The following is a 23,818-nucleotide window of genomic DNA, read 5'->3' as shown; positions in this document are numbered from 1 at the left end:
CCCCGTGCCCCTCTCCTTCTTCGTGCCCGCCCCCGACCCGGACGCCGGCGCCGTGGTCCCCACCGATGCGGCGTGCAGCCTGTGGAGCAACGACCACCTGCACGGCGTCGCGGTCAGCGGGCTGCTGGCGCGGGCGGCCGAGGCGCAGGTCGCCGACCTGGGCCGCGAGGACCTGCGGCCGGCGCGGTGGACGGTCGACCTGTTCCGCCCCGCCCGCCGCCGGGTGACGCGGACCCGGGCCAGCGTCGTGCGGGCCTCCGCGCGGCTGTGCCTGGTCGACGTCGTGATGGAGCAGGACGTCCCGCCGGAGGAGGGCGGGTCCGACGGCGGCGTCGAGACGGTGGCCCGGGCGAGCGGGCTGTTCCTGCGCGTCGGCCACCCGGCGCCGGGCAAGGTCTGGGAGCCCGACGACGCCCCGCAGCCGCCGCCGCTCGACCTGGCGCCGCCGACCGACCGGCCGCGGCTGCCGCTGTTCCGCAGCGAGGGCGTCGGCTGGCACTCGTCCTTCGCCGAGCACCAGAACGCCGGCCGCAAGGCGACCTGGCAGGTCGGCGTGCCCGTCGTCGCGGGGGAGCGGCCCTCGGGCTTCGTGGCCGCCGCGTCGATCGCCGACGTCACCAGCATGACCACCAATTGGGGCGACGGCGGCATCGAGCAGATCAACACCGACATCACGCTCACGCTCGCCCGTCAGCCCGACGGCGTCGAGATCGGCCTCGAGGCCCTCGACCGGGTCTCCGCCAACGGCATCGCGGTCGGCACCGTGACGGTCTTCGACCGCCGGGGCCGGCTCGGCACCGCCGTGGTCACCTCGGTGTCGAACACCCGCCGCACGGTCGACCTGACCGGCAGCGACCCGGCCGAGGACACCCGGCTGCAGCGCGGCGTCTGAGCGGCGGCCGGGCGGTCGTACGCAGCGCCGCGCTGGGCGGCGTACGGACGAATCGGGCGGCCTGGTCGGCCGAAACTGCCCGTTCGTGTCCGTTTCGCCCGGCTCCGCGGGCAGTTTCCCCGGTCGACCGGGGAAACTGCCCGCCGCTGAACGGCCCCCTACGCCACCCTCCGCGCCGACCGCACCCAGGCATCCCGGGCAGCGACGCCGATGTCGGAGTTGTCGGTGAAGAACCCGTCGATGCCGGTGTCGAGGAACGCCTTCACCTCGGCGGCCATGTTGCCGGGCGCGTTGGGGTCGGTGCCCTGCTGGAAGTTGGCGGCCATGAACTGGTTCTCCCGGCGCAGCGTGAACACGTGCACCAGCAGGCCCTGGCGGTGGGCGTCGGTGACCAGCGCGCTGGGGGCGCCGACCCGGTTGTTCGCGTCGCGGGGCAGCACGAGGTCCTTGTTGGGGCCGATGCCGTCGGCGTACCGCGCGATGAACCTCAGGCCCGCCGGCTTGGTCAGGTCGGCCCAGGTGCGGGGGTCACCCTCCGCGACCAGGTCGTACGGCGCGCCCGTGGCGTCCATGAGCTGGATCAGCGGCAGGTCGGTCTTCTTGTCCAGCTGGCGCAGGTTGCGGGTCTCGAAGCTCTGGAGGAACACCTTGGCGTTCCTGCGGTCGAGCCCGTGGTTGCGCAGCTCGCGCAGCATCGGGCGCTCGAGGGCCAGCCCGATCGAGGCGAAGTACGTCGGGTGCTTGGTCTCCGGGTAGACGCCGATGTCGCGCGCGGTGCCGGGGCGCTTGCGGTTGGTGCGGTTGACCAGGTCGAGGACCTCGTCGAAGGTCGGCACCAGGAAGCGGCCGTCGTACTGCGTGTTGTTGGGCCTCACCTGCGGCAGCCGCTCCTTGGCGCGCAGCGTGCGCAGCTCGGCGAGCGTGAAGTCCTCGGTGAACCAGCCGGTGATCGGCTTGCCGTCGATGGTCTTGGTCGTCCTGCGCGCCGCGAACTCCGGGTGGGCGGCCACGTCGGTGGTGCCGCTGATCTCGTTCTCGTGGCGCGAGACCAGGACGCCGTCCTTGGTCGAGACGAGGTCGGGCTCGATGTAGTCGGCGCCCATCCGGATCGCCAGCTTGTACGACGCCAGCGTGTGCTCGGGCCGGTAGCCCGACGCGCCGCGGTGACCGATCACCAGCGGCTCGGAGGCCCGCACCCCCCGGTCGGGACCGGAGGAGTCGGAGGCGCGGGCGGCGGTGGTGCTGGGCGAGGTCGCCTGGGCGGGGCCCACCAGGCCGGGGGCCGAGAGGGTGAGCGCGGTCATCAGGGCCAGCACGACGGTGTGCCGGGTCGTTCCGAGAGGAGTCATGCCTGCCAACCAACCCCGAGAAGGTGACGGGAGGCAAGGGGCAGGTGGCCGGCAGGTGACAGGAGGGGTCCGCGCGGGCCGGCGCGCGCCGGTAGCCTGACGCCGTCTTCGGACATTCCCCGGTTGGTCTGCCGGCAGGGCCCGCCTGACTTTGAATCAGGACAAGCGACGTAGGTTCGACTCCTACCCGGGGAGCGTGAGCACCCCTGGACCCACCCCTGCCGTGACCGTCGTCGTCCTCGCCGCGGGCGGCGGCACCCGGATGAAGAGCAAGACCGCCAAGGTGCTGCACCCGCTGGCGGGTCGCAGCATGGTCGGCCACGTCCTGGCCGCCGTCGCCGAGCTGCAGCCGCGCCGCGTGGTCGCCGTCGTGGGCCACCAGCGCGAGCAGGTCGCGCCCCACGTCTCCGAGGCCATGCCCGAGGCGCTGATCGCCGTCCAGAAGACGCAGGACGGCACCGGCCACGCCGTCCGCATCGCGTGGGAGGCGCTGCCGGAGGCCGACCGCGAGGGCACCGTCCTGGTGGCGTACGGCGACACGCCGCTCCTCGAGGGCCGCAGCCTGGCCGCCTTCCTCGAGGACCACCAGGGCGCCGGCCGCGCGGTGAGCATCCTGTCGGGCATCGTGGCCCGGCCCCACGGCTACGGCCGGGTGGTGCGCGACGCCGACGGCGGCGTGACCGGCATCGTGGAGCAGAAGGACGCCAGCCCCGAGCAGCTCGCGGTCAACGAGATCAACAGCGGCATCCTGGCCTTCGACGCGGCCTTCCTGCGCGAGGCGCTGCCGCGGCTCTCGGCCGACAACGCGGCGGGGGAGTACTACCTGACCGACACCGTCGCCCTGGCCCGCCAGGACGGCCTCGGCGTCGGCGCCTTCCCGCTCGACGACGTGCTCCAGACCGAGGGCGCCAACGACCGCGCCCAGCTCGCCGAGCTCGGCCGCGAGAAGAACCGCCGCATCGTGGCCGACTGGATGCGGGCCGGCGTGACCGTGATGGACCCCGCGACCACCTGGATCGAGGTCGACGTCCAGCTCGCCCCGGACGTGACGATCCTGCCCGGCACCCAGCTGCTCGGCGCCACCGTGGTCGAGGAGGACGCCGTGATCGGCCCCGACTGCACGCTCCAGGACGTCGAGGTCGGCGCGGGGGCGCGGGTGGTGCGCACCCACGGCCAGCTCGCCGTCATCGGGGCCGGCGCGACGGTCGGGCCCTTCTCCTACCTGCGGCCCGGCACCCGGCTCGGCGCCGGCGGCAAGATCGGCGCCTTCGTGGAGACCAAGAACGCCCAGATCGGCGACGGCGCCAAGGTCCCGCACCTGTCGTACGTCGGCGACGCCGAGATCGGCGAGGGCACCAACATCGGGGCCGGCACGATCGTGGCCAACTACGACGGGGTCCACAAGCACCGCACCGTCATCGGCAAGCACGCCCGGACGGCCAGCAACAACACCTTCGTCGCGCCCGTGACCGTCGGCGACGGCGCCGCCACGGGAGCCGGCTCGGTGATCCGCGAGGACGTGCCCGCGGGCGCGCTGGCCGTCACCGCGGGTCCGCAGCGCACCATCTCCGGGTGGGTGCTGCGCCGCCGCGAGGGCACCGCCCAGGCCGACGCCGCCCGGGCCGCGGGCGCCGCGGACGAGCAGGCGCAGGAGATCTGAGCCACAGGGGTCGTCCGACGGCCGACCCTGGTTCCGCGAAACCGCTCCCGTGGGCGAGGATGGACCCGCAGGCGCGACCGGCGAGATGGGCACGGCCCCGAGGAGCAGTCAGCAGTGAGCGGAATGAAGCGCACCACCGAGAAGAACCTGATGGTCTTCACCGGACGGGCCCACCCGGCGCTGGCGGACGAGGTGGCCAGCCTCATGGGCACCGAGCTGGTACCCACCTCGGCGTACGAGTTCGCCAACTCCGAGATCTACGTGCGCTACGAGGAGTCCGTGCGCGGCTCCGACGCCTTCGTGATCCAGAGCCACACCGCTCCGGTCAACGAGTGGATCATGGAGCACCTGATCATGGTCGACGCGCTCAAGCGCGCCTCGGCCAAGCGGATCACCGTGGTGCTGCCGTTCTACGGCTACGCCCGCCAGGACAAGAAGCACCGCGGCCGCGAGCCCATCAGCGCCCGCCTCATGGCCGACCTGTTCAAGACCGCCGGCGCCGACCGGCTGATCGCCGTCGACCTGCACGCCGACCAGATCCAGGGCTTCTTCGACGGCCCCGTCGACCACCTGATGGCGATGCCGATCCTGGCCGACTACGTCAAGGAGAAGTACGGCGACCAGCGGCTCGCCGTCGTCTCGCCCGACGCCGGCCGGATCAAGGTCGCCGAGCGCTGGTCGGCCCGCCTCGGCGGCGTCCCGCTGGCCTTCATCCACAAGACCCGACGCGAGGACCGGCCCAACGAGACCGTCGCCAACCGCGTGGTCGGCAAGGTCGAGGGCCGCATCTGCATCCTCACCGACGACATGATCGACACCGGCGGCACGATCGTGAAGGCCGCCGAGGCCCTCATGGCCGACGGCGCGGCCGGCGTCATCATCGCCGCGACCCACGCGATCCTCTCCGACCCCGCGGTCGACCGGCTCAAGAACTCCCCGGCCACCGAGGTCGTGGTCACCAACACGCTGCCGATCCCCGACGAGTGCCTCTTCGACAAGCTGACGGTGCTCTCGATCGCCCCGCTCATCTCCCGGGCGATCAAGGAGGTCTTCGAGGACGGCTCGGTGACCTCGATGTTCGACGGCCACGCCTGAGGCCGGTCCGGTGCAGGTCCGGCTGGCGCGCACCGACGAGCTCGGCGAGGCGCGGCTGGCCGGCGTGCGCCTGCTGATGGACGCCGCCTTCCCCGACGACTTCGACCAGACCGACTGGGACCACGCCCTGGGCGGCACCCACGCCCTGGTCGAGGAGGGGGATCGGGTCGTCGCGCACGGCTCGGTCGTGTGGCGCGAGCTGCTCGTCGACGACCGGCCGGTCCGCACGGCGTACGTCGAGGCCGTGGCCGTCGCGCCCGACCGCCGCCGCCGTGGCCTGGCCGCCGCCGTGATGGCCGCCCTGGAGGAGCGCGCCCGCGCCGAGGGGGCCGAGCTGCTCGCCCTGGGCAGCAGCGACCAAGGGATGCCGCTCTACCTCGCCCGCGGCTGGGTGCCCTGGCCCGGCCCCACCGGCGTCCGCAGCCCGTCCGGTGGCGGGTCCTGGGAGCCCACGCCCGACGACGACGGCGCCGTGCTGGTCCTCGCCGGCACCCGCCCGGTGCCGGCCGGCACCCGCCTGGTCTGCGACCCCCGTCCGGGCGACGTCTGGTGAGCCGGCGACCGCCGCCACCCGATTCGCCGACCGCTGCCGCCACCCGTTAGGATCGTGCGGTTGCCTCGGCGAGGGAGCGGACCTCGAGGGTCGTTCCGTGATCGACGTGGTCGGCTCGTGATCCCATGCGCCGTGCCCGTCCGGCTCGCGTTCGCACAGTGAGGTCCCCGACCCGCGGCAACCACCCCCTGACGCAACCCGCACGCCCGAACCACTGAGGAGCACCACATGCCCGAAGAGCTGATCAAGGCCGAGACCCGCACCGAGTTCGGCAAGGGTGCCGCCCGCCGGATCCGCCGCGAGTCCAAGGTGCCTGCCGTGATCTACGGCCACGGCAACGAGCCCGTGCACGTCACGATGCCCGGCCACGACACGATGATGGCGCTCAAGCACGGCGGCTCCAACGCGCTGCTGAGCATCGACGTCGAGGGCAAGAAGTACCTCGCGCTGACCAAGCAGGTCCAGAGCGACCCGATCAAGGGCTTCCTCGAGCACCTCGACTTCGTCGAGGTCCGCAAGGGCGAGATGGTCACCGTCGACATCCCCGTCGTGGTCGTCGGCGAGTCCAAGTCCGACGCCCTGACCGTGACCGAGCTCAACACGGTCTCCGTCGAGGCCGACGCCACCGCGATCCCCGAGTCGTTCGAGATCTCCGTCGAGGACGCCGAGGTCGGCTTCCAGGTGTTCGCCAAGGACCTCCAGCTGCCCAGCGGCGCCACCATGCTCACCGACGAGGACCTGCTCGTCGTCAACGTCATCCACGCGCCCACGGCGGCCGAGGTCGACGCGGAGCTGGAGGAGGCCGAGGCCGAGGCCGGCATCGAGCGCGACGAGTCCGACGAGGAGGCCGCCGAGGCCACCGAGGGCAGCGAGTCCGAGAAGGCCGGCGAGGGCGACACCGTCCCCGAGACCGACGCCAACGACGGCCAGCGCTGATCTCCTCCGGTGGTCGATGACGCGGTCTGGCTGGTCGTCGGGCTGGGCAACCCCGGTCCGACGTACGCCGGGACGCGGCACAACATCGGCTACCTCGTCACCGACGAGCTCGCCCGGCGCACGGGCGGCTCGTGGCGCAAGCACAAGACCGGGCGCGCCGACGTCGTCGAAGGACGGCTCGGCGCGCCCGGCTCTGCGTCACCGCGGGTCGTGCTGGCGCGACCCCGCTGCTACATGAACGAGTCCGGGGGACCGGTCAAGGCGCTGGCCAGCTTCTACAAGGTCGCCCCCGACCACGTCGTGGCGATCCACGACGAGCTCGACATCGCCTTCGGCACGCTGCGCACCAAGCTCGGCGGCGGCGACAACGGCCACAACGGCCTGAAGTCGATGCGCGCCTCGCTCGGCACGGGCGACTTCTACCGCGTGCGCGCCGGCATCGGCCGCCCGCCGGGTCGCCAGGAGCCCGCCGACTTCGTGCTCTCGGCGTACTCCAAGGTCGAGCAGAAGGAGCTCCCCTTCCAGGTCGACTCCGCGGCCGACGCCGTCGAGTCGCTGGTGCGCGAGGGCCTCGAGGCCACGCAGCAGAGGTACAACTCCTAGCCACGCACCGGCTCACTAGGGTGGTCGGCGTGACTGACTTCGCCGATGACCACGAGCTCGCCGCCTGGGCCGCGACCTCCGCCGGAGAGCTGCTGCTCGACGTACGCCGCCAGGGCCTGGAGGGCCGTGCCCTCAAGGACGCCGGCGACATGGCCGCCCACGAGCACCTCATGAAGGTGCTCGCCGAGCACCGGCCCGACGACGCGATCCTGTCGGAGGAGTCGTGGCGCGGCACCGAGTCGGCTCACGACCGCAGCCTCACCGACCGGGTCTGGATCATCGACCCGCTCGACGGCACCCGGGAGTTCTCGGAGCCGCCTCGCGACGACTGGGCCGTCCACGTCGCGCTGTGGCAGCGCGGCGCCGGCGACGGCTCCGGCGGCCTGGGCGACCTCGTCGCCGGCGCGGTCGCCCAGTCGGCGCTGGGGGAGACCTTCCACACCGGCCGCCCCCCGCTCGTGCCCCCGTCGAGCTCCAGCCGAACCCGCATCGTCGTCAGCCGCACCCGCCCGCCGGCCTTCGTCGAGGCGTTCGCCGCCGAGATCGACGCCGAGCTGGTCCCGATGGGCTCCGCCGGCGCCAAGGTGATGGCGGTCGTCCGCGACGTCGCCGACGCCTACATCCACGCCGGGGGACAGTACGAGTGGGACTCCGCCGCCCCCGTCGCCGTCGCCCGCGCCGCCGGTCTGTTCACCAGCCGCGTCGACGGCTCGCCTCTGCGCTACAACCAGGACGACGTCTCCCTGCCCGACCTCATCGTGTGCCGGCCGGAGCTGTCGGAGACGATCCTGGAGTTCGTACGCCGCCACGGGACGGACTGACCGTGTCCTAGCGGACAGGAGGATTGCGCAGGGCAACCCGCATACCTCCATTTGATTGGAAGCACAACTCGAGTGACGGGCCCCCAGCAGCGACCATTCCGAGGCCCAGAGCAATCGCGGGGTGGACAGTGGGACAATCGGTCGCGCGGCAAGGAACGGAGCGAGGGACACCCAGATTGGGCCTGTGTAGCCCGTTAGGAAGCAGTGGTGCCGGGCCCCGCGCGGCGAGCCGCCACCTTGGCAGGCAGTCTGCGCGCCCACGTATGAGGGGAATTAGTCGCACAAGCGATGGCCACTGCAGACAGCGGCGATTCGGGCTCCATCATGAGACACGCTTCCTCCATCCAGTCCTCCGCAGTCTTTCCATCTCGGGGGCGGAAGTCGCTCGCTGTTACGCTGAGCGCAGCAAGGGCATTCGTCAAATGGCGCTCACAACGGCGCCAGACTTCCTGTCGTGCAGCCACCATGCGAGGACAATCCAGATGGAGAAGTTTTATGCTGTCTCGAACCCGCTCTGCGTTCCACCCTAATGCAGCCGACTTTGGCAGCCCCGTCTCGTCAAAGTCGAGCAGTAACGCATCCGTTTCACTTACAGGGTCCAACAATACTGAGATCTCAAGCGAGATGTCTTCGCCCGGGCGTCGGCAGACCGGACTCGTGGGGTGGAGCGGAAAGGCGTCGTCCTTACCCTTTCGAACCTTGTCGACCTTGTGACCAGAATTGACCCAACCAACAGCTAGACGATAATTAGTCCACTCGAAGGCCAACCACCAGTATCCATCGCGGTCAGGTTCACCTGAATTTCGAACTCGCAATTTTGGTCTGAAGTGATCCACATGATAGTCCGATCCATCATCACGCAATTCTGAATACCAGCACTTTTGGTGGGACCAGCCCATGAGAATGGGCTTGAGTTCCGACCAAAGATTGCCGCTGCTATTCATAATCTGCGCCTGCTTCTGATGCCGCGTCCTCCGTACGTCCTCCGCAACTGATTCGTCGTCATCTACACACGCGTCCAATTGACGGGTGACGGCTGCGGCGCGCTCAATCCAATCATTGGAGATCTCGTCTGGCCGGGTGCGTATAGGGATCATGTTTCTTGACCAAACATCCGATCGAAGATGTCATCCATCAGCCGTTCCTGCTCGGCAACGGGCAGCGTTTTCAACGCCCGTGCATGCGCATTCTCCCACTCATGAAGATGCCGAAGATACTGGCGATAGTCTGGGTCGCGCGACTCATACGCTAGACCGAGCGCAGAGAGTTCAGTGGCGAGTTTGTCAAGTTGGGTTTCTTGATGCGGTGTACGCATATCAAGGCGGGCTAGCTCATTTCGACGATCAATTTTGTCCTGCGTTTCAAGGTCGAGAGTAGTGGGCAGCCCGAACATCTGGATAAGTACACCTGCAACTCCTAAACCACGAGGGTCCTCTTCGGGAGATCGCACAGTTGTCTTGCCGTCAGCCCTTTCAAACATCTGAACTTGGTTGGCTGAAAGGCCCGCAATAGTGAGGGGGTCGTGGGTTGCCAAGATCATCTGACTGGTGCCATCCACCCAATCGTCAATCTCACCCTCGCCCGTGGCCAAGCCTGCTTGCCTCGAGATTTCCCTTAGGTACCGCAACTTCCATTTGGGGTTAAGGTGGGTATCCGGTTCATCAAGAAGAAACAAAGATTCGTCATGGCGCGTGAACTGCATCAAGCCGATAACGGTAAGCAGCTGTTTCTCGCCTTCGCTAAGTGCCGTGAATAGTATCGGTTCTCCGTTTCTCATGACGCGAACGCGAACGTCTCGCACTAAGTTAGAAATGTCCGTACTTTCCAGTGCGGCGAATAGGGCGGCTTCATCGTGGTAAGCGGCCTGAAGGCGTTGGAGCGTTTCGACGTCAGGGATATAGAGGTACAAACGCTCTTCGTTAACGTCTTGACTGCGAAAGTCTTCCCGGTGGCCTTCTGACACAGCAAGCGGCGTTAGCGATAGATCCCACAAACGCTGGAGGAACGTCTTGACGACTCCACGTGACCACCAGAATCGTCCATCGGAATGAGCTGCCACAGATGCTGGGGGCGGCCGCCGCTGAGACCATTTGTTTGCCCACTCTGGCTTGTGCAGCACGAGCAGTGCTGAGTCGAAACCCTCAATCTCAAAGTTCTCCATGAGAAATTTAGGAGGCTGGCTCGAGCGAAGAAAATAAGCCAGGAGCACCCACCGACTGTGTTCGGGCATGCAGTAAAAGAGACGGCGGATAGGTGGCGGTTCTCCGGTGGTGTCTTTGATGATTGCGTTATAGAAGTCCCGCTGATGTTGCAGAAAGTGACTTTGAAGCCGGTTCGAAGGCCCCGAATAGTAGGCGAAAACATAGCGCGGAAGGAGGTCGTCTTTCTCGCGCTCGAAGCGTGCCCAGGTGTACTCCTCGACCTCATCACCTTCTCCAACGCTGATGGACGGGCGTTTCTCAGGGGTGCCGATTATGGTTATTCGATTTCCTCGACAGGTGTAGATTAGCGAATAATGGAATTTAGGGCGCTCGCTGTTGTCGAGGTCGGCAAAAATTTCTGCGATAGCCTCGAAGAGATTCGACTTTCCGGTTCCGTTCTCCCCAACGAGCACGGTTGCAAATTCGGTCTCGTCGAAGTCGATGGTGAAATCATTCAAGCTCTTGTAGTTCTTGAGGTACAGCCGTTCGATTCTCACGGAGACACCGACAGAGTGCGGGATTGGTTGCTAGCGGCGCTCTCTATCAACTCGCCGCGAGCCACCGCGTGCCGGAGCGCGACGTAGAAGGCGTCGACAGAAGCCGCTCCACAAGCGGCAAGTAGTTCGGCAGCGGTTGCCGTTCCGCCGAGAGCCGTCAGGGCGGAACCCAGATCAATTCCGTCCGCGTCAGAGTAGGCAGCCTCAGCGCTGCCGCGTGCAGAGAAGCGGGGGTACTCCAAGGGGTTCTCCTGGCCTGTGATGACGCGAACAGATCGATTGGTCGCCTCGATCTTGTCAGTGTGAAGTTGAGGGGGGGAAGTGTGACGGGCCAATAGTGCTTGGTAGGCCAAGCCTGCACTATCTGCAGTCGCGGATAGAAGGCGAAGTGTCTGTTCAGACTTTGTGAAGACCTCATCGATGATCGCGACGCGCGCCGACTGTTCGGCTATGGAGGGAATCAACAGCGGCAGCTTGGCGAGAGATGAACCAGTGAGGTGGAGAATGCCAGTTCCAGTGAGATACGGCGCGAGCGTGCCTTGAGCGGTCATAGCCTGGAGAGCGAGAACTAGCCAGGATGGTGACAGGTCCGACGAGCAGCGCACTCGGTGGAGTGCCTTCTGGAAGTAGACCTCGCCTTCACCCGTCCAGACCGCCGCGCGGCCTGGCGCCCCCCCCTCGCATATCAGAACATCATTCGCGAGCACGCGGAAGCGGTCCGCCTCTTCATCAGTGATCCGCATATGCTGTATGTCGTCTAAGACGAAGCGTCGCCATTGCACGTTCGCGTTGCGTAAGTACGGTCGAGGCGTCCCGCGGTTTTTGGCCTGGTCCAGCATTTTTCCAAGCGAGGAGGATGCAACTTCTCCCAGGGGTTGTGTAGAGGACGACGCGGTGCTGGCCCCGTTATAGAGGGTTCTGACTGCCGAAGACTGGGCGGCGTCCACATGGGAGGTTGCCTTGGCAACTTCGCTTAAGGCAGCGTCTCGCAAGTCGCGAGCATTCTCCAAGGCGGTGAGCCTACGGGAGAACTCACGTGCGGGCGGCAGCATGACAGCGACAGTCGCTAGATCCTTGAGATTGAGCGCCGCCCGGGTAGACCCGCTCGACTTCCTGGCGAACTCAGCCTGCAGTCTTGGCGATTCAAAGTTGATCTGAACCCAGCGCGCCAACTCGGCGTCTGAGAAGCGTAATACTGCAACAGATCGCGTTATGTTTGCGCCTTCGAGTTCGCTGGGAACAACGGCGCTCCGGCGCAGATTGCCCTGAATGGTGAGTAGGACATCATCTGTCTTCAGGGTTGATCGTGCGTACTGACCGGCGACCTCGGGTGAAACGCAGAGTAGGTCAGAGGTGTCAATGAAGCCATCCCGTACGTCTGTCACTCTGACGGCCGGAACGCCCCCAGGAACGGACGGGCCGGTTTTCACAATGCCGTAAGTCAAAGGATGTGAGACGAGATCGTGTAGCCGCCATTCTGACCAGTCGTCGCCAAGGGGTGAGTCAACGCTGATCATTGCGCTCCTCAGTCCTCAAAAGCCGCTCAAGGGAACGGAGATGTTTCGCGGCTCGGTCGACGTTGTCCAGCGCCGCACCAATTTGTGCTAGCGGGTCGTCTGTTGTCAGTTCACGGGCTAAGTCTAACCAGCGGAACGACGCAAATTGATACTCTGCATCGATTATTTCATCAATGGCGAACTCGCGCCAGCGCTTATGGACATGTGCCCCGCGATTGTTTCCATCCGGGTCGCTGCCGAAACACCGTTCAAAACTATGGAAAGTATCGTCCAGCAACTTCCGGCTTCGCTTGTTTATCTTGGGAACCCCTGCGCGGGCGTCGTAGATCCAGGTAGACCGCGTGCTAGGTCCCTTTGTGAAGAACAAGACGTTCGTGCGCGTGCCCTCGGTGTATGGACTAAAGGTGCCATCAGGGCAGCGAAGAATGGTGTGCAGATTGCATGTTGTTGTCAACGACTTAAATAGGGTCTGGGCTTGAGCCCCAAAAAGCACATTGTCTGGCACGACGACGGCCGCGCGTCCGCCGTCCTTAAGGATTGAAACTATATGCTGCAGAAAATTGATCTGTTTATTGTTGGTGGCTATCGGGAAGTCGTCTCGCGCAGGGCGCTCTGCAGCGCCTTTGGTGCCAAACGGGGGATTAGTTAACACGACGTCAAACCGCTCGGCCGGAAGCGGGCTGTAGATGGCGTCGCGCAATTGGATATGGGCTTGAACGCCGTGTAGGAAAAGGTTCATCAGCGCGAGACGTCGTGGGCGCTGAACCAGTTCGGTTCCGTGAAATGCTAGAGGTGCGGCGTCGACTTCATGCTTGCTGGCATGCGCCTTTGCCCATTCGACCGCGGCAACTAAGAATCCACCTGTGCCCGTGGCTGGATCGCAGACTTGGTAGTCGTCGAGTCCGTTCAATCCTGGCTTAACGCAGCGCACGACGGACTCGATGAGTGGCCGTGGGGTGAAGTACTGTCCCGCGCCTTTTTTTCCTTCGGCGGCTGCTCGCTCAAGCAAGCCCTCGAACACAGCCGCCTGGACGTCGACGCCGAGTTTGCTCCAATTCACCTGGTCGATCAGGTGGAGTAACTTCATAAGACTGGACGGGTTGCTGACTTTATTGGAAGCGCCGGAAAACACCTCGCCTAGCACGCCCGGAGAGTCAACGAGGCTCCGGAGGCACGCGTTGTAGACGTTGATTAGGTCCTGTTCATCTTGTTGAAGTAAGTGGGCCCAGGTGCAACGGGGCGGAAGCTCTAGAGACCTCTCGTCGGCCATCTTGATGAAGAGCAGGTAGGTGAGTTGCTCAATGTAGTCACCATAATCAACACCGTCGTGGCGAAGGATGTTGCAAAATCCCCACAACTTGTTCGCAAGTTCGGAAACGTTCGATCCCGCTTGTTCTGCCACTCGTCACCTTTGCTTTCCGACTCTTGAGTGCGTCGCATCGTGTAATAGCGACTACTGTCGTATTCCACGAATCCTTCTGTTACTGCATTTGCGCGTGGTCCGCTCACCCAACTGTGCTGGGTCACCCCCTCGGTGGCGTCGGCCAGTCCCGTAACACCATCACATCGCCTGCCGACAACCCACGGGTGGATCGACCTGGTGTCTCGTCCGCGTCTGCGGCTCCGCACAGCTCCTGCGTGCCTGTGTCACACATTGGTTTCGGTCGCATGGCCTCGAGGACGCCGGAGATCGAGGTCGACGAAGGTCGTACGGGTGTCCAACCCCGACCGGGTCTACTTCCCGGCGCGGGGCGAGACCAAGATGGACCTGGTCGAGTACTACCTGTCGGTGGGCGATGGCATCGTCAACGCGCTGCGGGAGCGGCCGTGCATGCTGCACCGGTTCCGGACCGGGGTGTCGGGTAGAAGGTGCACCAGAAGCGGCTGCCCAAGGGGGCGCCGCCGTGGATGGAGAAGACGATGCGGATGCACTTCCCGTGCTGGAACCGCACCGCCCACGAGCTGTGCGTGACCGAGCTGGCGCAGGTGATCTAGGCGGTGCCCCACCGCGCGAGCCATGCCTAAGCTGTCTCACGCAGTCAGCTGGTCGTCTTCTTGGCGGGGGCCCTCTTGGCTAGAGCCTTACTGGCCAGAGCTTTCTTGGCCGCGCTCTTCTTGGCCGGCGCCTTCTTCGTGGCGGCCTTTTTCGCCGGCTTGTCCAGCGCAGCACGTGTCGCGGCCGAGCGGCCCGATCGGGCCTTCTGGGTGGGCTCGTCGGACGCGTCAGACGAACCGGTGTCGTCGCCTCCGAAGGGCAACCCGAGGCCTTCCTCGAGCGCGGTCAGCGCCTCACCGGTGTGGACGGCCAGCCGCTGCAGGTGGGGTACGGCGTCCCGGTCGCCGATGAAGCCGAAGTTCATGGTGCCGGCGTACGTCTCCAGGGTGATGTTCAGCGCCATCCCGTGCGCCGGGATGGACACCGGGTAGACCGCCTCCAGGCGCGAGCCGTGCAGCCAGAGCGTCTTCTTCGGCCCCGGCACGTTGGAGAGCACCAGGTTGAAGGTGGTCGGCAGCGGGTTCTTGACACCGGCGATCGCGGCCGAGGTCTGGGCGATGCTGGGCGCCAGCAGGTAGCCGGAGTACGCCAGGGCGGGCAGCTGGCCCAGCCCGGACATCTGGCTCTTCGCCTGGCTCGTCGAGTCGATGACCGCCTCCAGCCGCTCCACCGGGTCCTCCACGTGGGTGCCCATCGAGGCCATCAGCACGGCGACCTTGTTGCCGCCGCCCTCGTCGCCGTCGTCGCGGATGTTGACCGGCACGAACGCCACCAGGGGCTTGGCCGGCAGCTCGCCGAGCTCGTCGAGGTAGGTGCGGAGCCCGCCGCCGCAGACCGCCATCACGACGTCGTTCAGGGTGCCGCCCGACGCCTGGGCGACGGCCTTGAAGCGGGAGGTGGCGAACTGCTGGGTCGCGAAGCGACGGGTGCGGCTGGTGCGCTGGTTGAAGATCGAGTCGGGCGCGCTCCAGCCGCCCTTGAGGTTCTTGTGGTCCTCGCCGCGGCTGGTCTCGAGCTTGATGACGGCCTTGGCGACGCCGGCCGCGGAACCCGCCGCGCCGATCGCGCCCTTGGCCACCCCGGTCGCGGTGCCGGCGACGGCGCGGACCAGCGACGCGGACTCCTTCGGCGGCTTCGAGCGCTTCGGCGGGTCGAGGCTGAAGAAGAACTTGCCCTTGCTCTCCGGGTCCTCCGAGAGCGAGCGCCCCAGCAGCTTCACCGCGCTGTAGCCGTCCACCAGGGCGTGGTGCACCTTCGTGTAGAGCGCGAACCGACCCCCCTCGAGACCCTCGATGACGTGCAGCTCCCACGGCGGCCGGGTGAAGTCGAGCTGGTGGCTGTGCAGCCGCGACACCAGGATGCCGAGCTCGCGCTCGTCGCCCGGGCTGGCCAGCGCGGAGCGGCGCACGTGGAAGTCGAAGTCGAAGTTCTCGTCCTCGACCCAGGCCTGGCGCGGGTGTCGCAGCAGGAACGGGTGCGTCAGCTTCTGGTTCCACGGCGGCAGGACCGGCTGGTGGCGCGCCTCGTCCAGGATGTCGCGCAGGTACGTCGGTCCGGCGTCGGCCGGCGGCGTGAACGGCATCAACGACGCGACGTGCATCATCGTCTCCGGCGTCTCGATCCACAGGAACATCGCGTCCTGCGGGGGGACCCTGCGCTTCTTGGCCATGGGGGCGATCCTGCACCACCCGCCCGGGGCGTTCAGCCGAGTTCACCAAGGGGCGGACCACTAGGTTGGCGCCATGGCGTCCAAGGCGACGGAGATCGAGGTCGACTCGCACGTCGTGCGCGTCTCCAACCCCGACCGGGTCTACTTCCCGGCGCGGGGGGAGACCAAGCTCGACCTGGTCGAGTACTACCTGTCGGTGGGCGACGGCATCGTCAACGCGCTGCGGGAGCGGCCGTGCATGCTGCACCGCTTCCCGACCGGGGTGTCGGGGGAGAAGGTGCACCAGAAGCGGCTGCCCAAGGGGGCGCCGCCGTGGATGGAGACGGTGCGGGTGCACTTCCCCCGGTGGAACCGGACCGCCGACGAGCTCTGCGTGACCGAGCTGGCGCAGGTGATCTGGGCGGTGCAGATGAGCACCGTGGAGTTCCACCCGTGGAACAGTCGCCGCGCCGACGTCGAGAAGCCCGACGAGTGGCGCATCGACCTCGACCCGGGGCCCGACTGCCCGTGGTCGACGGTGCAGCGGGTCGCCCACGTCGTCCACGAGGTGCTCGACGAGCTCGGCGCCACCGGCTTCCCCAAGACCAGCGGCGGCTCGGGGATGCACGTCTACGTGCGGATCCCGCCCGACCACGGCTTCGGCGACGTACGCCGCGCCGCGCTGGCCTTCGCCCGCGAGGTCGAGCGCCGCAGCCCCGAGGTGACCACCGCGTGGTGGCGCAAGGACCGCGACCCGGCCGACCTGTTCGTCGACTACAACCAGAACGCCCGCGACCACACCATCGCCGCGGCGTACTCCGTGCGCGGCAACCCGCTCGGCACCGTCTCCACGCCCATCCGCTGGGACGAGGTCGACGCCTGCGAGCCGGACGACTTCACCATCGCCACCGTGCCCGCGAGGTACGCCGAGCTCGGCGACCTCCACGCCGGCATCGACGACGCGCCCTTCGACCTGGCGCCGCTCCTGGAGTGGGCCGAGCGCGACGAGGAGCAGGGCGCCGCGCCGCCGGTCGACCCGGAGGAGACAGCCGGCTGACGGATCGACACGGATCTGTCAGCGCTTTACATCACGTTCCCTGGTGTCTAGTTACCGACCGGTTTAGTGTGACCGGCATGACTTCCCAACCCGGCGCAGCCGGCCCCGGCGGTGCGCCCGCGTCCGCTCCCGGCCCCGCCGACCCGGAGCACGACGTCACCGCGAGCTACGCCCTCGACCCGGCCCGCGTCCGCGCCCTGACGCGGCGCCTGGTCGCCACCACCGGGCAGGTCGTCGTCACCCGCACGCCGCTGACCGGGCAGCCGCTCGCGTCCGTGCCGCAGTCGGGGGAGGCCGACGTCGAGGAGGCCTTCGCGCGCGCCCGCCGCGCCCAGCAGGCCTGGAGCCGGACCCCGCTCGCCGAGCGCGCCGCGGTCCTGATGCGCCTCCACGACCTGGTGCTCGACCGCCAGGACGAGATCCTCGACCTGATCTGCTGGGAGTCCGGCAAGGCCCGCAAGGACGCCTTCGACGAGCCGCTGCACATCGCGCTCACCGCCCGCTACTACGGCCGCACCGCCAAGGCCCACCTCGCGACCTCGCGCCGCGCCGGCGTCGTGCCCGGCCTGACCCGCATCGACGTCAACCGCGTCCCCAAGGGCGTCGTCGGCATCATCTCGCCCTGGAACTACCCCTTCACGATGGCGCTGTGCGACGGCCTGCCCGCGCTGCTGGCCGGCAACGCCGTGGTCACCAAGCCCGACGCGCAGACCATGCTCACCGCGCTGTACGGCGCGCAGCTGCTCGAGGAGGCCGGCCTGCCCGAGGGCCTGTGGAACGTCGTCGCCGGGCCCGGCCGCGAGCTCGGCACGCCGATCATCGACCGCTCCGACTACGTCTGCTTCACGGGCTCGACCGCGACCGGGCGGATCATCGCGCGGCAGTGCGCCGAGCGGCTGATCGGCTGCTCGCTGGAGCTGGGTGGCAAGAACCCGATGCTGGTGCTGCGCGACGCCGACGTCGACCGGGCCGCCGAGGGCGCCGTGCGCGCCAGCTTCTCCAACGCCGGCCAGCTGTGCGTGGCCATCGAGCGGCTCTACGTCGCCGACCAGGTCTACGACCGGTTCCGCGACCGGCTCGTGGAGCGGGTCGGGGCCATGCACCTGCGGCCCGGCCTCGGGTGGGGCAACGACATGGGCTCGCTCATCTCCCAGGACCAGCTCGACACCGTGCAGGCCCACGTCGACGACGCCGTCGCCAAGGGCGCGCGGGTGCTGGTCGGCGGGAAGGCGCGACCCGACCTGGGCCCCTTCTTCTTCGAGCCGACCGTGCTCGAGGGCGTCAGCCCCGACATGACCTGCTTCGGCGAGGAGACCTTCGGCCCGGTCGTCTCGCTCTACCGCTTCCACGACGAGGCCGACGCCGTGGCCCGCGCCAACGCGGGGGAGTACGGCCTCAACGGCTCGGTCTACAGCCGCGACACCGCCCGCGCCCGCGCCATTGCCGCGCAGGTCCGCTGCGGCACGGTCAACGTCAACGAGGCGTTCGCCGCGACGTTCGCCAGCCTCGCGGCGCCGATGGGCGGCATGCGCCAGTCGGGGATGGGGCGTCGCCAGGGCGGCGAGGGCATCCTGCGCTACACCGAGACCCAGTCGGTCGCCACCCAGCGGCTGCTGCGCTTCGGCCCCGTCCTGGGGATGAGCGACCGGGCGTACGCCCGCACCATGACCACCAACCTGCGTCTGCTGAACAAGCTGGGGAGAGCATGAGCTTCGACTACGACGTCCTCGTCATCGGTTCCGGTTTCGGGGGCTCGGTCAGCGCGCTGCGCCTGACCGAGAAGGGCTACTCGGTCGGCGTGATCGAGGCGGGCGCCCGCTTCGCCGACGAGGACTTCGCCAAGACCTCCTTCGACGTCAAGAAGTTCCTCTACCGGCCCGAGATCGGCTGCTACGGCATCCAGCGCATCGACGCCGTCCGCGACTCGCTGATCCTGGCCGGCGCGGGCGTCGGCGGCGGCTCGCTCGTCTACGCCAACACGCTCTACGAGCCCCTCGAGGCCTTCTACAAGGACCGCCAGTGGGCCCACATCACCGACTGGAAGACCGAGCTGGCGCCGTACTACGACCAGGCCAAGCGGATGCTCGGCGTCGTCGAGAACCCCCTGCGCACGCCGGCCGACGACGTCATGGAGAAGGTCGCCAGCGAGATGGGCGTCGCCGACACGTTCCACCCGACCCCGGTCGGCGTGTTCTTCGGCCGGCCCGACCAGCAGCAGGGCGAGACGGTCGCCGACCCCTACTTCGGCGGCGCCGGGCCGGAGCGGCGTACGTGCGTGGCGTGCGGCGACTGCATGACCGGCTGCAACTACAACGCCAAGAACACCCTGGTGAAGAATTACCTCTACCTCGCCGAGCAGCAGGGCGCGAAGGTGATGCCGCTCTCGACGGTGACGAAGGTGGCGCCGCGCGAGGGCGGGGGGTACGACGTCACGATCCGCTACACCAAGGCCAAGCGCGCCACGAAGGCCACGACCCGCACGCTGAGCGCCGAGCACGTGATCTTCGCCGCCGCCGCGATCGGCACCCAGAAGCTGCTCCACAAGCTCAAGGCCCAGGGCCACCTGCCGGCGCTCTCCGACCGGCTCGGCGAGCTCTCGCGCACCAACTCCGAGTCGATCCTCGGCGCGATCGCGCCCGACACCTCGATCGACTACAGCTACGGCGTCGCGATCACCTCCTCCTTCCACCCCGACGAGGACACCCACGTCGAGCCGTGCCGCTACGGCGCCGGCAGCAACGCGATGTCGCTGCTGCAGACGGTGCTCACCGACGGCGACGTGCCCGGCCGCCGCTGGCAGCAGTGGCTCAAGGAGCTGTGGGTGCAGCGCAAGAACGTCAGCAGCCTGTACGACGTCAAGCACTGGTCCGAGCGCACCGTGGTCGCCCTGGTGATGCAGACGCTCGACAACTCGATCACCGTCTACCCCAAGAAGGTGCCCGGGACCAACCGCTACCGGCTCACCTCCCGGCAGGGCCATGGCGAGCCCAACCCGACCTGGATCCCGATCGCCAACACCGTGGTGCGCAAGATGGCCGCCATCATGGGCGGCACCGCCGGCGGCTCCATCGGCGAGCCGTTCAACATGCCGATGACCGCGCACTTCATCGGCGGCTGCACCATCGGCGACTCCAAGGAGACCGGCGTGGTCGACCCCTACCAGCGGGTCTACGGCTACGACAACCTCCACATCGCCGACGGCTCGGCCATTACCGCCAACCTGGGCGTCAACCCGTCGCTGACGATCACCGCCCAGGCGGAGCGCGCGATGTCGTTCTGGCCCAACAAGGGCGAGGCCGACCCCCGCCCGCCGCTGGACGCGGCGTACGAGCGGGTGGCGGCGGTCGCCCCCCGCCACCCCGCCGTCCCCTCCCACGCCCCCGGCGCGCTCCACCTGCCGATCGTCGGGGTCAGCTGAGACACCCCCGGTCCCGCTCCTCTCGGTCCCTGAGGGCCGCCACCCTCGGTCCCTGAGGGCCGCCACCCTCGGTCCCTGAGGAGGTCGCGCCAGCGACCGTCTCGAAGGGCCGCTCGTCTCGGTCCCTGAGGAGGTCGCGCCAGCGACCGTCTCGAAGGGCCGGCCCTCCTCGGCCATCGACAGAGGCGCGCGTGCGACAGGTGCCCGGTCGGCGTGTGCGGGCGTGCGACAAGTGCCCGGTCGGCGTGTGCGGGCGTGCGACAAGTGCCCGGTCGGCGTGTGCCCGCGTGCCGTGCGCCCGGCGCCCTGCACCCGGCCCGGAACGACGACAGCGGATGAGCCGAGGCCCGACCGGGGAGGGAGGGAGGTCGGGCCCCGGCTCATCCGCTGCGCCGGGTGTGGTGCTGGTGGTGCGCGGAGCCCGGCGCGGGGAGGGAGGGGGTGCGCCCGGATCCATGCACCTCAACGAGGTGGCAGGGGGGTGGTTACGCCGGGTCCGAGGAAAATCTCAGAGCGTGGTTCTGGCAGACTCAGCGGTCCGCCGTACCCCATCGGAAGGCCGCTCGTGACCGACCACGACCTCGTCCTCGTCGTCGACTTCGGCGCCCAGTACGCCCAGCTCATCGCCCGTCGGGTGCGTGAGGCGCGGGTCTACTCCGAGATCGTGCCGCACACCATGCCGGTGGCCGAGATGCTGGAGCGCCGGCCCGCGGCGATCATCCTGTCGGGCGGTCCCAGCAGCGTCTACGCGCCGGGCGCCCCGCACGTCGACGGCGACCTCTTCGAGGCCGGCGTCCCCGTGTTCGGGATGTGCTACGGCTTCCAGGCGATGGCGCAGTCGCTGGGCGGCGAGGTCGCCCGCACCGGCTCCTCGGAGTACGGCCGCACCCCCGTCACCGTCACCGCTCCGGGCACCCTGCTGGCCGACCTGCCCGCCGCCCACCGCGTGTGGATGTCGCACGGCGACTCGGTCCAGACGGCGCCCGCGGGCTTCGACGTGCTGGCCTCGACCACCAAGACCCCGGTCGCCGCCTTCGAGGACACCGAGCGCCGCCTCGCGGGCGTGCAGTGGCACCCCGAGGTGCTGCACACCGAGCACGGCCAGAAGGTGATGGAGCACTTCCTGCTCGACATCGCCGGCTGCCGCCCCACCTGGACGATGGTCAACATCGTCGAGGAGCAGGTCGAGCGCATCCGCGAGCAGATCGGCGAGGACGGGCTGGCGATCTGCGCGCTGTCCGGCGGCGTCGACAGCGCCGTGGCCGCGGCCGTGGTGCAGCGCGCCATCGGCGACCGCCTGACCTGCGTGTACGTCGACCACGGGCTGATGCGCAAGGGCGAGTCGGAGCAGATCGAGCGCGACTTCGTGGCCGCCACGGGGGCCGACCTGGTCGTGGTCGACGCCGAGGAGCAGTTCCTCGACGCCCTGGCCGGCGTCTCCGACCCGGAGACCAAGCGCAAGATCATCGGCCGCGAGTTCATCCGCGTCTTCGAGGCCGCCGAGGCCGACATCCTGGCGCCCAAGATCGCCGCCGGCTCCCACGCCGAGGGCGTCAAGATGGCGTTCCTCGTGCAGGGCACGCTCTACCCCGACGTCGTCGAGTCGGGCGGGGGAGCGGGCACCTCCAACATCAAGTCGCACCACAACGTCGGCGGCCTGCCCGACGACCTCGAGTTCGAGCTCGTCGAGCCGCTGCGCACGCTGTTCAAGGACGAGGTCCGCCTCGTCGGCGAGCAGTTGGGCCTGCCCGCCGAGCTGGTCTGGCGCCACCCGTTCCCCGGCCCCGGCCTGGGCATCCGCATCATCGGCGAGGTCACCCGCGAGCGCCTCGACATCCTGCGCGAGGCCGACGCCATCGCCCGCGAGGAGCTCACCCGCGCCGGCCTCGACCGCGACATCTGGCAGTTCCCGGTCGTGCTGCTGGCCGACGTCCGCTCGGTCGGCGTCCAGGGCGACGGCCGCACCTACGGCCACCCCGTCGTGCTGCGCCCGGTCACCTCCGAGGACGCGATGACCGCCGACTGGGCCCGCGTGCCCTACGAGGTCCTCGAGACGGTCTCCACGCGCATCACCAACGAGGTGCCGGAGATCAACCGCGTCACCCTCGACATCACCAGCAAGCCGCCGGGCACCATCGAGTGGGAGTGACCGCTCCGGTCACCAGCGGCGGCGGCTGACGAACGCCCCGCCGACCCGGCGCTCGCGTCCCCTCGTGCCCGCGCCGGGCCAGCACACGCCCCTGACCGGTATCGGCAGGTCTGCCGATACCCGACCCGGCCCGCGGCGAGTGCAATGGAGGTCTCCGGATGACCCCGGCACCGGGGCCGCCACGACGAGGGAGGCAGCATGAAGGCAGTGGTGTACGAAGGTCCGCGCAACGTGAGCGTGACCGATGTGCCCGATGCGAGGATCGAGCGATCGACCGACGTCCTGGTGGAGATCACCTCGACGAACATCTGCGGCTCCGACCTCCACATGTACGAGGGGCGGACCGACTTCGAGCCCGGTCGCTGGTTCGGCCACGAGAACCTGGGTCGGGTGGTGGAGGTCGGTGACGGCGTCGACCGGGTGCAGGTCGGCGGGTACGTGGTGCTGCCGTTCAACATCGCGTGCGGGCACTGCAAGAACTGCGAGCGGCAGCTGACCAACTACTGCCTGAGCGCGCAGCCGGAGCCGAGCATGGCCGGTGCGGCGTACGGCTTCGCCGACATGGGGCCCTGGGCCGGGGGGCAGGCCGAGCTGCTGCGGGTGCCGTGGGGTGACGTCAACTGCCTGCGGCTGGGCGAGGACGCCGAGGAGCGGCAGACCGACTACGTGATGCTGGCCGACATCTTCCCGACCGGCTACCACGCCACGGAGATGGCGGGCGTCGAGCCGGGTGACCAGACGGTGATCTACGGCGCGGGTCCGGTCGGGCTGATGGCTGCGCTCTCGGCGACCATCCGAGGGGCGAGCAAGGTGATGGTCGTGGACCGTCACCCCGACCGCCTGCGGCTCGCGGAGTCGATCGGTGCGATCGCGATCGACGACTCGAAGGTCGACCCGGTGGAGGCGGTGCTCGAGGAGACGATGGGCCTCGGCGCGGACAACGGCTGCGAGTGCGTCGGCTACCAGGCGCACGAGCCCGACGGCCAGGAGCAGGCGAACCTGACGATGAACCGGCTCGTGGCCTCGGTGCGGTTCACCGGGAGGATCGGCACCGTCGGGGTCTTCGTGCCCGAGGACCCCGGGGCCGCGGACGAGCTGGCGAAGCAGGGCAAGCTCGCCTTCGACTTCGGCACGTTCTGGTTCAAGGGCCAGCACCTCGGCAGCGGGCAGGCGCCGGTGAAGAGGTACAACCGGCAGCTGCGCGACCTGGTCGCCGCGGGCAAGGCCGAGCCGTCCTTCATCGTCAGCCACGAGCTCCCGCTCGACCAGGCACCGGAGGCCTACGAGCACTTCGACCGGCGCGACGACGGCTGGACGAAGGTCGTCCTGCACCCGGCGATGGCCGGGGCGGGTGGCTGACGTGCGGGCCACCGCCAGTGCGGTGGCGCGTCCGTGACGCCGGTGCACGTGGGGCTGGTGGCCGACC

At 68.3% G+C, this 23,818-nt stretch carries 18 protein-coding genes, 1 tRNA gene and 1 pseudogene; 15 read left to right on the top strand and 5 right to left on the bottom strand.

The features are described from left to right. The first annotated feature begins 4 nt into the window (after positions 1 to 4). Positions 5 to 892 carry an acyl-CoA thioesterase domain-containing protein gene (locus tag BLU55_RS09015; RefSeq protein WP_231917121.1) on the top strand — a complete coding sequence of 296 codons (888 nt, stop codon included), beginning with the start codon at positions 5 to 7 and terminating at the stop codon, positions 890 to 892. Between the two features lie 158 nt (positions 893 to 1,050). Here the strand turns inward: BLU55_RS09015 and BLU55_RS09010 are convergent, their stop codons facing one another. After that, positions 1,051 to 2,241 carry a glycerophosphodiester phosphodiesterase gene (locus BLU55_RS09010; protein WP_231917120.1) on the bottom strand — a complete coding sequence of 397 codons (1,191 nt, stop codon included), beginning with the start codon at positions 2,239 to 2,241 and terminating at the stop codon, positions 1,051 to 1,053. Between the two features lie 116 nt (positions 2,242 to 2,357). On the opposite strand from BLU55_RS09010, the gene BLU55_RS09005 reads away from it, so the two are divergent. The 7 genes from BLU55_RS09005 to BLU55_RS08975 all read left to right on the top strand — a co-directional run bounded on the left by BLU55_RS09005 (position 2,358) and on the right by BLU55_RS08975 (position 7,909). Beyond that, positions 2,358 to 2,436, top strand: a tRNA-Gln gene (locus BLU55_RS09005). Position 2,437: 1 nt separating this feature from the next. After that, complete coding sequence (gene glmU, locus BLU55_RS09000) at positions 2,438 to 3,901, top strand: bifunctional UDP-N-acetylglucosamine diphosphorylase/glucosamine-1-phosphate N-acetyltransferase GlmU (protein WP_331713797.1); 1,464 nt, start codon at positions 2,438 to 2,440, stop codon at positions 3,899 to 3,901. 123 nt (positions 3,902 to 4,024) lie between these two features. Further along, positions 4,025 to 4,996, top strand: a complete 972-nt coding sequence (locus tag BLU55_RS08995) for a ribose-phosphate diphosphokinase (RefSeq protein ID WP_091728646.1) — start codon at positions 4,025 to 4,027, stop codon at positions 4,994 to 4,996. Between the two features lie 10 nt (positions 4,997 to 5,006). Continuing rightward, positions 5,007 to 5,549, top strand: coding sequence for a GNAT family N-acetyltransferase (locus tag BLU55_RS08990; protein ID WP_197681142.1), 543 nt, complete (start codon positions 5,007 to 5,009; stop codon positions 5,547 to 5,549). 228 nt (positions 5,550 to 5,777) lie between these two features. After that, positions 5,778 to 6,485, top strand: a complete 708-nt coding sequence (locus tag BLU55_RS08985) for a 50S ribosomal protein L25/general stress protein Ctc (protein ID WP_091728643.1) — start codon at positions 5,778 to 5,780, stop codon at positions 6,483 to 6,485. Between the two features lie 9 nt (positions 6,486 to 6,494). Continuing rightward, positions 6,495 to 7,088: an aminoacyl-tRNA hydrolase gene (pth, locus tag BLU55_RS08980; protein WP_091728641.1), complete on the top strand. Its 594-nt coding sequence runs from the start codon at positions 6,495 to 6,497 to the stop codon at positions 7,086 to 7,088. Between the two features lie 29 nt (positions 7,089 to 7,117). Then, positions 7,118 to 7,909 carry a 3'(2'),5'-bisphosphate nucleotidase CysQ gene (locus tag BLU55_RS08975; RefSeq protein ID WP_091733666.1) on the top strand — a complete coding sequence of 264 codons (792 nt, stop codon included), beginning with the start codon at positions 7,118 to 7,120 and terminating at the stop codon, positions 7,907 to 7,909. A gap of 1,093 nt (positions 7,910 to 9,002) precedes the next feature. Here the strand turns inward: BLU55_RS08975 and BLU55_RS08970 are convergent. Genes BLU55_RS08970 through BLU55_RS08965 form a run of 3 tightly spaced genes read right to left on the bottom strand, consistent with a single transcriptional unit; the run spans position 9,003 to position 13,526 of the window. Next, positions 9,003 to 10,607, bottom strand: a complete 1,605-nt coding sequence (locus tag BLU55_RS08970; RefSeq protein ID WP_091728638.1) for an AAA family ATPase — start codon at positions 10,605 to 10,607, stop codon at positions 9,003 to 9,005. Further along, positions 10,604 to 12,124: a restriction endonuclease subunit S gene (locus BLU55_RS19445; protein ID WP_157682809.1), complete on the bottom strand. Its 1,521-nt coding sequence runs from the start codon at positions 12,122 to 12,124 to the stop codon at positions 10,604 to 10,606. Before BLU55_RS19445 ends, BLU55_RS08970 begins: the two co-directional genes overlap by 4 nt. Further along, positions 12,111 to 13,526, bottom strand: coding sequence for a type I restriction-modification system subunit M (locus BLU55_RS08965; RefSeq protein ID WP_091728635.1), 1,416 nt, complete (start codon positions 13,524 to 13,526; stop codon positions 12,111 to 12,113). Before BLU55_RS08965 ends, BLU55_RS19445 begins: the two co-directional genes overlap by 14 nt. 360 nt (positions 13,527 to 13,886) lie before the next feature. Between BLU55_RS08965 and ligD (BLU55_RS20185) the strand changes: the two are divergent. Together ligD (BLU55_RS20185) and BLU55_RS20180 are read left to right on the top strand one after the other, a co-directional pair. Beyond that, positions 13,887 to 13,985: pseudogene (ligD, locus tag BLU55_RS20185) on the top strand (non-homologous end-joining DNA ligase LigD); the annotation flags it as partial. 8 nt (positions 13,986 to 13,993) lie between these two features. After that, on the top strand, positions 13,994 to 14,119 hold the full coding sequence (locus BLU55_RS20180) for a hypothetical protein (protein ID WP_269457944.1): 126 nt from the start codon (positions 13,994 to 13,996) through the stop codon (positions 14,117 to 14,119). 44 nt (positions 14,120 to 14,163) lie between these two features. On the opposite strand, the gene BLU55_RS08955 is transcribed toward BLU55_RS20180, so the two are convergent. Further along, positions 14,164 to 15,789, bottom strand: a complete 1,626-nt coding sequence (locus BLU55_RS08955) for a WS/DGAT/MGAT family O-acyltransferase (protein WP_091728633.1) — start codon at positions 15,787 to 15,789, stop codon at positions 14,164 to 14,166. Positions 15,790 to 15,862: 73 nt separating this feature from the next. Between BLU55_RS08955 and ligD (BLU55_RS08950) the strand changes: the two genes are divergently transcribed. From ligD (BLU55_RS08950) to BLU55_RS08930, 5 genes are all read left to right on the top strand, one after another. After that, positions 15,863 to 16,825 carry a non-homologous end-joining DNA ligase gene (ligD, locus tag BLU55_RS08950; RefSeq protein WP_091728630.1) on the top strand — a complete coding sequence of 321 codons (963 nt, stop codon included), beginning with the start codon at positions 15,863 to 15,865 and terminating at the stop codon, positions 16,823 to 16,825. Positions 16,826 to 16,902: 77 nt separating this feature from the next. Then, the gene (locus tag BLU55_RS08945) at positions 16,903 to 18,534 is read left to right on the top strand and encodes a succinic semialdehyde dehydrogenase (RefSeq protein WP_091733664.1); all 1,632 of its coding nucleotides are present in this window, start codon (positions 16,903 to 16,905) and stop codon (positions 18,532 to 18,534) included. After that, positions 18,531 to 20,243, top strand: coding sequence for a GMC oxidoreductase (locus tag BLU55_RS08940; protein WP_091728627.1), 1,713 nt, complete (start codon positions 18,531 to 18,533; stop codon positions 20,241 to 20,243). The genes BLU55_RS08945 and BLU55_RS08940 overlap by 4 nt, the downstream gene beginning before the upstream one ends. Before the next feature lie 565 nt (positions 20,244 to 20,808). After that, positions 20,809 to 22,392, top strand: a complete 1,584-nt coding sequence (guaA, locus tag BLU55_RS08935) for a glutamine-hydrolyzing GMP synthase (protein ID WP_407938417.1) — start codon at positions 20,809 to 20,811, stop codon at positions 22,390 to 22,392. 198 nt (positions 22,393 to 22,590) lie between these two features. Beyond that, positions 22,591 to 23,751 (top strand): glutathione-independent formaldehyde dehydrogenase, encoded by a 1,161-nt coding sequence (locus BLU55_RS08930; protein WP_091728624.1) that lies wholly within the window; start codon positions 22,591 to 22,593, stop codon positions 23,749 to 23,751. The last annotated feature ends 67 nt before the right edge of the window (positions 23,752 to 23,818 follow it).

Origin of the sequence: Nocardioides scoriae, from assembly GCF_900104965.1 — a bacterium.
GTDB lineage: Bacteria > Actinomycetota > Actinomycetes > Propionibacteriales > Nocardioidaceae > Marmoricola > Marmoricola scoriae.
Note: the sequence above shows the minus strand (reverse complement) of the source record. Positions and strands in the feature narration are given on the sequence as shown.